The sequence below is a fragment of the Xanthomonas sp. WHRI 7945 genome (genome assembly GCF_035026585.1).
Window position 1 is genome coordinate 122,539 of record NZ_JAYIQP010000004.1, and the last position, 12,552, is coordinate 135,090.

10 protein-coding genes are annotated in these 12,552 nt (G+C 70.9%); 2 read left to right on the forward strand and 8 right to left on the reverse strand.

Annotated elements, in window-relative coordinates:
• Positions 1-179: 179 nt before the first annotated feature.
• Positions 180-1,124: an LpxL/LpxP family Kdo(2)-lipid IV(A) lauroyl/palmitoleoyl acyltransferase gene (locus VDQ83_RS04975; RefSeq protein WP_455434079.1), complete on the reverse strand. Its 945-nt coding sequence runs from the start codon at positions 1,122-1,124 to the stop codon at positions 180-182.
• 119 nt (positions 1,125-1,243) lie between these two features.
• Here VDQ83_RS04975 and waaA point away from each other — a divergent pair, with 119 nt between their 5' ends.
• Positions 1,244-2,563: a lipid IV(A) 3-deoxy-D-manno-octulosonic acid transferase gene (gene waaA / locus VDQ83_RS04980; RefSeq protein WP_455434080.1), complete on the forward strand. Its 1,320-nt coding sequence runs from the start codon at positions 1,244-1,246 to the stop codon at positions 2,561-2,563.
• A gap of 421 nt (positions 2,564-2,984) precedes the next feature.
• Here waaA and VDQ83_RS04985 read toward each other — a convergent pair whose 3' ends face one another.
• The 3 genes from VDQ83_RS04985 to VDQ83_RS04995 form a co-directional block, all read right to left on the reverse strand.
• The gene (locus VDQ83_RS04985; RefSeq protein WP_263395664.1) at positions 2,985-4,349 is read right to left on the reverse strand and encodes a TolC family outer membrane protein; all 1,365 of its coding nucleotides are present in this window, start codon (positions 4,347-4,349) and stop codon (positions 2,985-2,987) included.
• A 19-nt stretch (positions 4,350-4,368) separates the two neighbouring features.
• The gene (locus VDQ83_RS04990; protein WP_263395663.1) at positions 4,369-5,028 is read right to left on the reverse strand and encodes a protein-L-isoaspartate O-methyltransferase family protein; all 660 of its coding nucleotides are present in this window, start codon (positions 5,026-5,028) and stop codon (positions 4,369-4,371) included.
• A 129-nt stretch (positions 5,029-5,157) separates the two neighbouring features.
• Positions 5,158-5,823: a TetR/AcrR family transcriptional regulator gene (locus VDQ83_RS04995; protein ID WP_263395662.1), complete on the reverse strand. Its 666-nt coding sequence runs from the start codon at positions 5,821-5,823 to the stop codon at positions 5,158-5,160.
• A 289-nt stretch (positions 5,824-6,112) separates the two neighbouring features.
• Here VDQ83_RS04995 and VDQ83_RS05000 point away from each other — a divergent pair, with 289 nt between their 5' ends.
• Complete coding sequence (locus VDQ83_RS05000) at positions 6,113-9,124, forward strand: diguanylate cyclase (protein ID WP_455434081.1); 3,012 nt, start codon at positions 6,113-6,115, stop codon at positions 9,122-9,124.
• Positions 9,125-9,311: 187 nt separating this feature from the next.
• On the opposite strand, the gene leuB is transcribed toward VDQ83_RS05000, so the two are convergent.
• Genes leuB through leuC form a run of 4 tightly spaced genes read right to left on the reverse strand, consistent with a single transcriptional unit; the run spans position 9,312 to position 12,550 of the window.
• The gene (gene leuB / locus VDQ83_RS05005) at positions 9,312-10,388 is read right to left on the reverse strand and encodes a 3-isopropylmalate dehydrogenase (protein WP_455434082.1); all 1,077 of its coding nucleotides are present in this window, start codon (positions 10,386-10,388) and stop codon (positions 9,312-9,314) included.
• Positions 10,378-10,956, reverse strand: a complete 579-nt coding sequence (gene leuD / locus VDQ83_RS05010; RefSeq protein ID WP_455434083.1) for a 3-isopropylmalate dehydratase small subunit — start codon at positions 10,954-10,956, stop codon at positions 10,378-10,380. Before leuD ends, leuB begins: the two co-directional genes overlap by 11 nt.
• A complete protein-coding gene (locus tag VDQ83_RS05015; RefSeq protein WP_455434084.1) occupies positions 10,956-11,135 on the reverse strand; it encodes a hypothetical protein in 180 nt (59 codons plus the stop codon). The genes leuD and VDQ83_RS05015 overlap by 1 nt, the downstream gene beginning before the upstream one ends.
• The gene (gene leuC, locus VDQ83_RS05020) at positions 11,135-12,550 is read right to left on the reverse strand and encodes a 3-isopropylmalate dehydratase large subunit (protein ID WP_455434085.1); all 1,416 of its coding nucleotides are present in this window, start codon (positions 12,548-12,550) and stop codon (positions 11,135-11,137) included. The genes VDQ83_RS05015 and leuC overlap by 1 nt, the downstream gene beginning before the upstream one ends.
• Positions 12,551-12,552 lie beyond the last annotated feature (2 nt).

The window sequence follows — 12,552 nt, forward strand, 5'->3', positions numbered from 1 at the left end:
AAAGCCTCGGGAACCCAGATCAGCGAGCCGCTTCGCGCCGGACCCTCACCCCAACCCCTCTCCCGGTGGGAGAGGGGCTAAGGCTGCGTCTCGCGGTCTTCGAGTGCAGGCTGCGCCTGCACCCAACCAGTCCTACTGACTGAACATCCGCAGCGCGATCGGCGCAACGCGCACCCTGCTCAATCGCGCGCGTAGAACGTACTGCGGCCGCAGGGCTGGCGCTTGAAGCGGCGGTGGATCCACAGGTATTGCGCCGGCGCCTCGCGCACCATGGCCTCGATCGCGGCATTGACCCGCGCGGTGTCGGCGATCATGTCCTGCGACGGAAAATCTTCCAGCGGCGGGGCGATGCGCAGCACGTAGTCGGCGCCTTCGCGGCGGTGGAAATACGGGACCACCGCGCAGCCGGTCAGCCGCGCCAACTGGTGGGTGGCGGTGATGGTGGAGGCGGGCATGCCGAAGAACGGCACGAACACGGTGTCCTTGCCGCGCATGTCCTGGTCCGGCGCGTACCACAGGAAGCCGCCGCGCTTGAGGTGGCGCACGCTGCCGCGCAGGTCCTCGTTGGCGAACATGGCGATGGCGTAGCGCAGGCGGCCGCGCTTGACCGCCCACTCGAACACCGGATTGCGGTGGCGGCGGTACATGCCGGCCAGCGGCACGTACTGGCACAGCAGCCGCCCGCACATCTCCAGGGTCATGAAATGGCCCGACACCAGCAGCACGCCGCGGCCCTGCGCCTGCAGCGCGCGCAGGTGCTCCAGGCCTTCGATGCGGGTGCGGCGGCGGATCGGGGCGATGCTGCCCCACCAGGCGCGGGCGAACTCGAACACGCCCACGCCCAGCGCATCGAAGCTGTCGTGCAGCAGGCGCGTGCGCCAGGCCTCGCTCTGCTCGGGGAAGCACAGTTTCAGGTTCACTTCGGCGGCGTGGCGGCGGGTGCCGGCCAGGCGCAGCGCGATCCAGCCGACGCCGCGGCCGAGCGCGCGCTGCAGCAACCAGGGCAGCCGGGCCAGGGCCACGGCGATGCCGAGCAGCAACCAGGTCGGCCAGTGCCGCGGCGAACGCGGCGGCGGTGCGGCGGTGGTGGCGGCGGCCGGAAGGGCGGGGGATGGGTCGGACATGCGCCAAGTTTAGCCGGGAGCGAGCAACGCGGCGTCGGCGCCGCGTCGCGATGGCGCGTGCAGGGATGGCGGTCGCGATCGTCTGCCGCCTGCGCGGCGCAACCCGCTATGCTTCCGCGATGCGCAACGATTTCATCGAGCGGCTGCTGCGCGGCCTGTATTCGGCCGTGCTGTACATGCTGCTGCCGGTCACCGTCTATCACCTGGTCTGGCGCGGTTTCCGCGTGCGCCAGTACTTCCAGCGCTGGGACGAGCGCTACGCCTCGTATCCGCAGGCGCGCGGGCGGCCGCGAGTGTGGCTGCACGCGGTGTCGGTGGGCGAGGTCAACGTCGCCGCGCCGGTGGTCAACGCGCTGCGCGTGCTGCGCCCGGACATCCGCTGGGTGATCACCACCATCACCCCGACCGGGTCCGAGCGGGTGCGCGCGCTGTGGGGCGATGCGCTGGACCACGTCTACCTGCCGTACGACGTGCCCGGCAGCGTGGGCCGTTTCCTGCAGCACTTCCGCCCGAGTCTGGCGTTGATCCTGGAAACCGAACTGTGGCCGAACATGCTGTTCGGCTGCCGCGATCGCGACATCCCGGTGTATGTGCTCAATGCGCGGCTGTCGGCACGCTCGCTGCGCGGCTACCGCCTGCTGCGGCCGTTGATCGGGCGCGCGCTGCGCACCGTCACCTGCGTGGCGGCGCAGTCGCAGGCGGACGCCGAACGCTTCATCGAGCTCGGCGCGCGCCCGCAGCAGGTGCGCGCGCTGGGCAACCTGAAATTCGATATCGCCGTGCCCGAGCACTTGCCGGAGTTCGTCGCCGCGTTCGGCGAACGCGTGGCGCCGACGCGGCCGGTGTGGATCGCCGCCAGCACCCACGAGGGCGAGGAGGCGGCGGTGATCGAGCTGCACCGGCAACTGCGCCGGCAGTGGCCGGACCTGCTGCTGCTGTGGGCGCCGCGCCATCCCGAGCGCTTCGCCAAGGTCGAGGCGCTGGCGCGCGACCAGGGCTGGCGCGTGGCCACGCGCCGCCAGCAGCAGTGGCCCGGCGCCGAGGACGACGTGTTCGTGATCGATACGCTGGGCGAACTGATGGCGTTCTATGCCTGCGCCCAGGTCGCCTTCGTCGGCGGCAGCCTGCAGCCGATCGGCGGGCACAACCTGCTGGAGCCGGCCGCGGTCGGCACGCCGTCGGTGACCGGGCCGCACCTGCACAATTTCGCCGACATCTCGCGGCGTATGCGCGAGGCCGGCGCGGTCGGGATCTGCGAGGACGCCGCGGCGGTGTGCACGGCGCTGCACGACTTGCTGGGCGATGCCGCCGCGCGCGCGCGCATGGCCGAGGCCGGGTGCGCGCTGGTCGCCAACGGCCGCGGCGCGCTGCAGCGGGCGCTGCAACTGATCGCGCACGATCTGCCGCCGGTGGCGCCGGATCTGCCGCCGGGCGAATAGGCGTTGCGTCCTGGGCGTTGCGGCCGCAGACGTGTCGTGGGAGCGGCTCCGGTCGCGACATGCGTAGCCGGTAAAGCCCGTCGGGGCTGAAAGGAACCTCGAGAATCTCGCGGCCGGAATCTGCGCGACAGGGCATCACTGGCGCGCGCCTTTTCTGTCGCGGCTGAAGCCGCTCCTACAAAAATGCGGTGCTGCCACTGTAGGAGCGGCTTCAGCCGCGACAGAAAGATGAAGCGCTCGCGATGCCAAGGCGCTCATCGAAAACGCGGCATCAGCGCCAGCGAGTCCCTCATCCCAGGATCTTGCTCGGAGTCCTCGGTGCCACCAGGCATTGTCCCTGGCCACTGTGCCGGCCCTCAAGCAAAAACGGCGGACCCGAAGGCCCGCCGTTCGCGGTGTCGCACAGACGCCGGTATCGGCGTTACTGGGTGCTGCTGCCGGAGTTGAGCTTGGATTCGGCGCTCTGGGTCAGCAGCGCGTTGATCGACTGCACCTCGGCCACGTCCAGCGAGCCCAGCGCCTGGCTCAGCAGCAGGCGGTTCTGCAGGAAGTTGTAGCGCGCCTGCGCATAGGCCAGCTGCGCCTGGTACAGCGTGCGCTGGTTCTGCACCACGTCCAGCACGGTGCGCGTGCCCACTTCCAGACCGACCTGCGAGGCGTCGTACGCGGCCTGCGCCGAGACCACCGCCAGGCGCCGCGCCTCGATTTCGCTGATGCCGGCGACCACGGTCTGATACGCGTTGCGGGTGTTGCGATCGAGCGCGCGCTTCTGCAGCTCGTAGGTGTCCTGGGCGATGTCGCGCTGCGCCAGCGCCTGGCGCACCGCCGACTGGGTCGCGCCGCCGGCGAAGATCGGGATGTTCAGGGTCACGCCGATGACGTTGCTGTCCGAGCGCGGCGAGTTGCTGCCGGAGACGCCGTCGCCCCAGCTGGCGTCGCGGCCGACGCTGGCGGCCAGGTTCAGCGTCGGCAGGTGGCCGGCGCGCGCGGCGGAGACGCTGTTCTCGGCCGCCTGCACCTGGTACTGGTAGGCGCGCAGCGACGGGTTCTTGTCCAGCGCCGAGGCGATCAGGCCGTCGATGTTGCTGCTCTCGGCCGGCAGCTGCGGGCGGAAGTCCTCCGGCAGGCTGCGCAGGTCGCGCACCGGCTGCCCGGTGATCTCGGTCAGCGCCTGGTACAGGTCCTGCAGCGAGTTGCGCGCGGTGATCGTATCGGCGCGCGCCTGGTCGTACTCGGCGCGCGCTTCGTGCACGTCGGTGATCGGCGCCAGGCCCACTTCCAGGCGCTTGTCGGCGTAGTCGAACTGCTTCTTGGCGGCGGCTTCGTTGGTCTCCGCGGCGACCAGCGACTCGATCGCCACCAGCACGTTGAAGTAGGCCGCCGAGGTGCGCACGATCAGGTCGTCGTTGGCCGATTCCAGCGTGTAGTCGGCGGCCAGGCTGTTGGCCTTCTGCGCGCGCAGGGTGGCGAACTGGGCGAAGTTGACCAGCGTCTGCTGGCCCTGGATCGCGTAGCTGCGGCTCTTGCCGGTGCCGGCCAGTTCGCCGGTGCCGCGCTCGATCTCGCTGTGGCTGCGCTGCAGCGAGGCGGAGCCGTTCAACTGCGGCAGCAGCGCCGCGCGCGCCTGCACTTCGCCTTCCTTGTTGTACAGCCGGTTCGATTCGGCGGTGGCCAGCTGCGGATCGCTGTTGCGCGCCATTTCGTAGACTTGCAGCAGGTCCGTGGCGTTGGCGGCCAACGGAGACAGCGCGGCGGCCAGCGCCAGGACGAGGGATCGGCGGATCATTGCGGCTTCCTTGGATGGATCAGAATGTGAACTGGGGGACCGGCGCGGCACCGCGCAGGTAGTACGCCAAATCGGTTTCGAACAGCGATTCCACGCGCGGCGCGCCGGCATCGGCGTGGACCAGCACCGCGTCCATGACCGGGGCGCGGCCGCGGATCGCGAACAGGCGGCCGCCGGGACGCAGCCAGGCCAGGAACTGCGCCGGGATTTCGGTGACGGCGGCGGTGACGCAGACCACGTCGAAGCGGCGCTCGCTGTGCCAGCCGAACGCGTCGGCGGTTTCGATGCGCACGTTGCTGCCCAGCGCGGCGGCATCCAGGTTGGCGCGCGCGCTGGCGGCCAGGGCCGGCTCGATCTCCAGGCTGACCACGTCGCGGCCGAGCTCGCCCAGGCAGGCGCTGACGAAGCCGCTGCCGGTGCCGATCTCCAGCACATCCTCGCCCGGCTGCAGGTCCAGCGCCTGCAGCATGCGCCCTTCGATCACCGGCTTCATCATGTATTGGCCGTGGCCCAGCGGGATCTCCAGATCGGCGTAGGCCACCGCGCGATGCGCCTGCGGCACGAACAGCTCGCGCGGCAGCCGCGCCAGCACGTCGAGCACGCGCAGGTCGAGCACGTCCCAGGGACGCACCTGCTGTTCAACCATCTTTTCGCGGGCTTGGGAGTAGTCGATCGTCATCTGGGGCATCCAACGCGGTGGGTCGCGCATTTTAGCCGGCCCAAAGGCCGTGCGTATGCTGCAGCATCGCCGCAGGCGGGCCATGGCGCGCAGTGCCGGAAGTCACCGGGCCGGCCTGCCGGGGCGGACTCAGCGCGGCGCATAGGCGCGCAGGAAGAAGTCGACGCTGGCCTGCACATGGGCCTGGATCCGGGCCTGGCTGGGATCGCGGCACAGGCCGCACATCATCAGCGAGTGCAGTTCGCCCTTGACCAGGCAGAAGAACTGCGAGGCGGCCAGGGGCAGGTCGGGGATCTCCAGCTCGCCGGCGGCGACATGCGCCTGCAGCAGCTGCGCCAGGTCTTGCTGGGTCCGTTTGGGACCGGCATTCCAGAACATCTCGCGCACGTGTTCGTCGCCGGTGCCGGGCGCGAGCATCATGCGGTGGGTCGCCATGGCCGCGTCGCTGCCGATCATCGCGAAGAACGCCAGGCCGATCTCCACCAGTTGCGCGCGCAGCGGCCCTTTGCGCGCATGCCCGAACAGGTCGTCGGGCAGCAGCGCCTGGCACTGCGCGCGGACCGCTTCGGCGAACAGGGTCTCCTTGTCGCCGTAGTGGCTGTAGACGGTGAGCTTGGACACGCCGGCCCGCGCGGCGATGCCGTCCATGCTGACCCCGCCGAAGCCCAGTTCGGTGAACAACTGCTTGGCCGCTTCCAGGATCGCCGCGCGCTTGCCCATGTCCTTGGGCCGCCCCGGGCCGGCGGCACGGGTGGAGGATTTGGGGGAGGGGACGACGGAGGGTTTGCTGACCATGGCGGCAATACTAGACCAGTCGGTTCGATATTTATACTATACCGTGTAGTGCACTATTGGCTGCGGCGATCTTCATGGCGCCTGCTGGCCAGACCGTCGGGTGCGACCCGTGCGCCGCCTTGGCCCGAAAAAGCCGTGTACACGCCGCCCGGACGATGCTGAACGCAGCGTGCCGCAGCACCCGCGGCGTAGGGAACGTCCTGACATCGGCGGCGAACGCGCAGTGATAAATTGCATTCCTTGCATGGTAGGGGATGGCTGCGCGCTGGCGCGGCGCGATCGGAAGGCAATGGAGCAGGGGGCACACCGTCATTCGACTGTCGGCGGCGCGCATGCGTTGCGCCGCCGCGTGCGCGTCTGCCTGCTGCTGGCGCTGCTGTGCGCCTGCTGCGCGGCGGGTGCGGGCGCCCAGCAGGCGGCGCTGGCCCTGTCCGAACATGCCATCACCGAGCGGCCCACGGTGGTGCGCTGGACCATGGAGGAAGGCCTGCCGCACAACCTGGTGCATGCGCTGGCGCAGGACCGCGACGGCCTGCTGTGGATCGGCACCTGGGAGGGCGTGGCACGTTTCGATGGCCGCGGCTTCACCGTCTTCGATCGGCAGAACACGCCCGGCATGGAGATGTCCGGGGTGTTCGTGATCGTGCCCGAGCGCGAGGGCGGGGTCTTGATCGGCACTGCCTACGACGGCGTGTTCCGCTATGCCGAGGGCAGTTGGGAGCACCTGGGCGATGCGCGTGCGCGGCGGCTGTCGGTGGTCTCGATGCTGCGCGACCGCGACGGTGCGCTGTGGGTCGGCAGCGAGGACGGGTTGTACCGGATCGAGGCCGATGGCCGCCTGAGCGCCGTCGGCACTGCGGCCGGTTTGCCGAAGACGCGGGTCGCGGCGCTGCTGCAGCAGGCCGATGGCGGCGTGCTGGTCGGCACCGCGCAGGGCCTGTTCCGCCTCGACCCCGCCACGACGCGCGCGCAGCGCTGGGGCCGCACCGCGGCGATGCGCGCGGCGCCGGTGCGGCGCCTGGGCCACGACCGCGACGGCGGATTGCTGGTCGCCGGCGATGCCGGCGTGTTCTGGCTGCATGCCGACGGCACGCTGCAGTGGTTGCGCCAGGGCCAGCGGGTCGACGCCGCGCTGCAGGATCGCCAGGGCCAGCTGTGGACCAGCCTGTCCAGCGGGCAGTTGCTGCGGCGTTCGCGCAACGGCGCCAGCGAGGAGATGCTGTCGATCTCCGGCGTGGTCAGCCCGGCGTTGATCGAAGACCGCGAAGGCCTGATCTGGGCCGGCAGCACCGACGGCCTGTTTCGCGTCGCCGCGGGCGATGCCGGCGGCCTGACCCGGCGCGACGGCCTCTCCGGCGACTACGTGCGCGTGGTGCGGCAGAGCGCCGACGGCGCGATCTGGATCGGCCATGCGGCCGGGCTCGACCGATGGCAGCGCGGCCGCGTCGGCGCGCTGCGCATCGCCACCGGCGGTCGCGACCCGTCGGTGCTGGCGCTGGCGCCGGCCAACGACGGCGGCATGTGGGTCGGCACCTACGACCAGGGCGTGCTGCTGCTGGCGGCCGACGGCGCGGTCCGGCAGCGCCTCGGGACCGAGGCCGGCGTGCCGCGCACGATGGTGCGCGCACTGCTGCAGGATGCGGACGGCGGCCTGTGGATCGGTAGCAATGCCGGCCTGATCCATCGCCGCGGCGGTCGCAGCCGCGTGTACACCGTGGCCGACGGGCTGCCGGCGGCGCAGGTGCAGGCGCTGTACCGCGACCGTGCCGGGGTGCTGTGGATCGGCACCAGCGACGGCATCGCCTCGCTGTCGGCGAGCGGCGCGCTGCGGGCGTGGCCGAGCGGCGCCGCGTTCCCGGCGCACAACGCGTTCGATTTCCTGGGCGATGCCGACGGCTCGCTGTGGATCGCCAGCGACCGCGGCCTGCTGCGGCTGCGCGGCGACCGCTTCCAGGTCTACGACCATCGGGTCGGGCTGCCGCGCGACAAGTTGTTCCGGATCATCGACGACGGCCACGGCCATCTGTGGGCGACCAGCAACCAGGGCGTGTTCCGCATCGCCCGCGACAGCATCGCGCAACTCGGTGCCGGCCGCCGCACGCAACTGGCGGTGGACGCGGTCGACCGCAGCGACGGCATGCCCGGCAGCCAGGGCAACGGCAGCAGTGCGCCGGCCGGTTGGCTGACCCGCGACGGCACCTTGCTGATCCCGACCTCGGCCGGCCTGGCCCTGATCGACCCGGCGCTGCCCAGCCGGCAGGCGCTGCGCGCGCCGGCGGTGGTGGTCGAGCGGCTGCAGGTCGACGGCCGCGAACAGCCGCTGCGCCACGACTACCGCTTGCACGGCAGCGTCGGCCGGCTCGCCGTCGACTATGCGGGGCTGAGCTTCCGCTCGCCGGACAAGGTGCGCTACCGCTATCGCCTGCATGGCTTCGACCGGCAGTGGATCGACGCCGGCAGCAGCGAGACCGCGGTCTACACCAACCTGCCGCCGGGCAGCTATCGCCTGGAGATACAGGCCACCACCAGCGCGATGGACTGGTCGCGCAGCGCGCTGGTCGGGCGCACCTCGCTGCAACTGGAGCTGGTGCCGCCGTTCTGGCAGCGCGGTCCGTTCGTGGTGATCGCGGCGATCGCCTGCAGCGGCCTGCTGATGTGGTGGTACCGCAGCCGCAGCCATCGCTACCTGCGCCGCCAGCGCCGGCTCAACCGCATCATCGCCGAGCGTACCCACGAGTTGCGCGCGAAGAACCTGGCGCTGAAGCTGGCCGATCGCGAACGCGACGAACTGGTGCGCAAGCTCGCCCACCAGGCCGGCCACGATGCGTTGACCGGCCTGCCGAACCGGCGCACCGCCGACCCGCACCTGACCGCGGCGCTGGAGCGCGCGCTGGCCAAGCCGGCGCCGCTGTGCGTGGCCTTGCTGGACATCGACAACTTCAAGCGGATCAACGACACGCACGGCCACGAACTCGGCGACGAAGTGCTGCGCCGGGTCGGCGAGGCGTTGCGTGCCAGCCTCGGCGAGCAGGCGTTCGCCGCGCGCCATGGTGGCGAGGAATTCCTGCTGGTCTTGCCGGGCCTGGACCGCGAACAGGCGCGGGCGCGGCTGGACGAGCTGCGCCGCCGCGTCGCCGCGATCGTGGTCCTCGATGGCGACGGCCGTGCACTGCAATGCACCGCCAGCATCGGCTTCGCCTGCCTGGCCCCGACGCTGCAGACCCGCCGCGAACTGCTGGCCCTGGCCGACCAGCGCCTGTACCAGGCCAAGCGCGAGGGACGCGATCGGGTGATCGGGTAGGGGGCAAGCGCAGTCGCTAGATGACAACACGCTCTTGTAGGAGCGGCTTCAGCCGCGACACACGGCACGGCGGGCCTGCGGCGTTGGTTCCTGTCGGGGCTGAAGCCCCTCCTACAGGAGCGATTCCACGCGACGAACCGGCCGCCGCCTATCCGCAGCGGCCGAACGCCTTACCAATCCCCAATCCCTACTCCCGAATCCCAGCCGCCTGCAGCCGCTCCACCACCGCGCGTGCCGCCGCATTGGTGGAAATGCCCTGGCCCGGCGCGGCGAGGTCGGCGGTGAAGGCCTGCGCGTCGAGCGCGGCGTCCACGGCCTGTTCGATCGCCTCGGCTTCGGCGCTCAGGCCCAGCGAATGGCGCAGCAGCAGCGCGGCGCTGAGGATGGTGGCGTAGGGATTGGCGATGCCCTTGCCGGCGATGTCCGGGGCCGAGCCGTGGATCGGCTCGTACAGGCCGATCCGGCCTTCGCCCAGCGACGCCGACGGCAGCAGGCCCAGCGAGCCGGCCAGCATCGAGGCCTCGTCGGTGAGGATGTCGCCGAACATGTTCTCGGTGACGATCACGTCGTACTCGCGCGGCTTGGCCAGCAGGTGCATGGCCATCGAATCGACCAGCTGGTGCTCCAGGCGCACGTCCGGGAACTCGTCGCGGCCGATGCGCGCGGCCACGTCGCGCCACAGCCGCGAGGTCTCCAGCACATTGGCCTTGTCCACCGAGGTGACGTGGTTGCGGCGCTGCTGCGCCAGCCGGAACGCGCTGCGCAGCACCCGCTCGATCTCCTCGACGCTGTAGCGGCACAGGTCGCTGGCGTCGGTGGCGCTGCGGGTCTTGTCGCCGAAGTAGATGCCGCCGGTCAGCTCGCGCACCACCACGATGTCCACGCCGGTGAGCAGATGCGACTTGATCGGCGAGGCGTCCAGCGCCGCCGGGTGCGGCTTGACCGGGCGCAGGTTGGCGAACAGCCCCAGGCCGCGGCGGATCGCCAGCAGGCCCTGCTCGGGGCGGATCTTGGCATTGGGATCGGACCATTTCGGCCCGCCGACCGCGCCCAGCAGCACCGCGTCGGCCTGCTGGCAGGCGGCCAGCGTCGCCGCCGGCAGCGGCTCGCCGTGGCGGTCGATGGCGATGCCGCCGATGTCGTGTTCGTGGAACTCCAACGTGTGCTGGTAGCGGCGGGCGATGGTGCGCAGCACCGACACCGCCGCGGCGGTGACTTCCGGGCCGATGCCGTCGCCGGGCAGGACGACGATGTCAGCGTGCATGGGCGGCCTCGTACTGTTCGATGAAGGGTTCGCGCAGCAGCAGGTAGCCGAGTTCGTCGACGCCTTCGAGCAGGCAGGTCTGCGAGAACTCGTCGAGCGGGAAGGCGTAGACCCGGCCATCGGGCGTACGCAGTTCGCGCGCGGCCACGTCCACGGTCAGCGCGTCGTCCGGACGCTGCATCAGCGTCTGCACGTCGGCCTCGGCCAGCACGATCGGCAGCAGCCCGTTCTTGAGGCTGTTGTTGCGGAAGATGTCGGCGATCTCGCTGCTGACGATGGCGCGCAGGCCCAGGTCGGTCAGCGCCCATGGCGCGTGCTCGCGCGAGGAGCCGCAGCCGAAGTTGCGCCCGGCCAGCAGGATCTGGCGGCCGGCGTTGTGCGGCTGGTTGAACGCGAACTCCGGGTTCGGTGTGCCGTCGGCCTGCCAGCGCCAGTCGTTGAACGCGTTGCGACCGAGGCCGGCGCGCTCGGTGGTGGACAGGAACCGCGCCGGGATGATCTGGTCGGTGTCGATGTTGGTCTGGCGCAGCACCACGCTGGCCGAGGTGAGGGCGGCGAATCCGGCCATCAGCAGGTCTCCTGGGACACGGTGGCAGGTGCGGCGGCCGCGTCGGCTTGCATCGCCGGCGGCAGCGCCGGGGTCGGCACGTGCGGCGGCAGCAGTGGCTTGCCGCGGTGGGCGAAGGCGCGGGTGGTCGCGGCGACGAAGGTCAGCGTGGCCGCGAGCGCGGCGATGTGCGGCACCATCACGCGACCTCCGCGAACAGCGTGCGCGGGTCGCTGACCTGGCCATTCACCGCGGCCCACGCCGCGGTCATCGGCGAGGCCAGCAGGGTGCGCGCGCCGGGGCCCTGGCGGCCTTCGAAATTGCGGTTGCTGGTGCTCACCGCCAGTTGCCCCGGCGCGACCAGGTCGCCGTTCATCGCGATGCACATCGAGCAGCCGGACTCGCGCCATTCGGCGCCGGCGGCGCGCACCACCTCGTGGATGCCTTCGGCCTCGGCCTGGCGCTTGACGATCTCCGAGCCCGGCACCACCAGCATGCGCACGTTCGGCGCGACGCGGCGGCCGCGCAGCACCTGCGCCACTTCGCGCATGTCGCTGAGCCGGCCGTTGGTGCAGGAACCGACGAACACCACGTCCACCGGGGTGCCGATCAGCGCATGGCCGGATTCAAAATGCATGTAGTCCAGGCCCTTCTGCGCAGCCGCGTCCTGCGCCGCCGGGATCGGCACGTCCACTGCGATCGCGGTGCCGGGGTGGGTGCCCCAGGTCAGGGTCGGGCGGATGTCGCGCGCGTCGATGCGCACGTCCACGTCGAAGCGCGCGCCCGGATCGCTGCGCAGCTGCGACCAGCGCTGCACCGCGGCGTCGAACTCCGCGCCCTTCGGTCCGCGCGGGGTCTTGGCCATCCAGTCGAAGGTGATCTGGTCAGGTGCGACCATGCCGGCGCGCGCGCCGGCCTCGATCGACATGTTGCACAGGGTCATGCGCTGCTCCATGTCCATCGCTTCGATGGTGGAGCCGCGGTATTCGAGCACGTGGCCGGTACCGCCGTTGACCCCGATCACGCCGATGATGTGCAGGATCACGTCCTTGGCGCCCACGCCCGGCGCCAGCGGCCCGTCGACGCTGATCGCCATGGTCTTGGCCTTGCGCTGCAGCAGGCACTGCGTGGCCAGCACGTGGCCGACCTCGCTGGTGCCGATGCCGAACGCCAGCGCGCCGAACGCGCCATGGGTAGAGGTATGGCTGTCGCCGCAGACGATGGTCATGCCGGGCTGGGTGAAGCCCTGCTCGGGCGCGATCACGTGCACGATGCCGCGGTTGTCCGAGGCCATGTCGAACAGTTCGATGCCGTAGTCGGCGCAATTGCGCGCGAGCATGTCCACCTGCGCCTCGGAGGCCTTGGTGTAGTACGGCAGCTTGCCGTCGGCGCCGCGCGGCAGGGTCGGCGTGGAGTGGTCCATCGTCGCCTTGGTGCGGTCGGGCCGGCGTGGCTTGAGGCCGCGCGACTTCAGTTCGGTGAACGCCTGCGGCGAGGTCACCTCGTGGATCAGGTGCAGGTCGATGTACAGCACCGCCGGGGCGGTGCTGCTTTCGGGGACGACGACGTGCGCGTCCCACAGCTTGTCGTACAGGGTACGGGGGGTCGAAGACATTA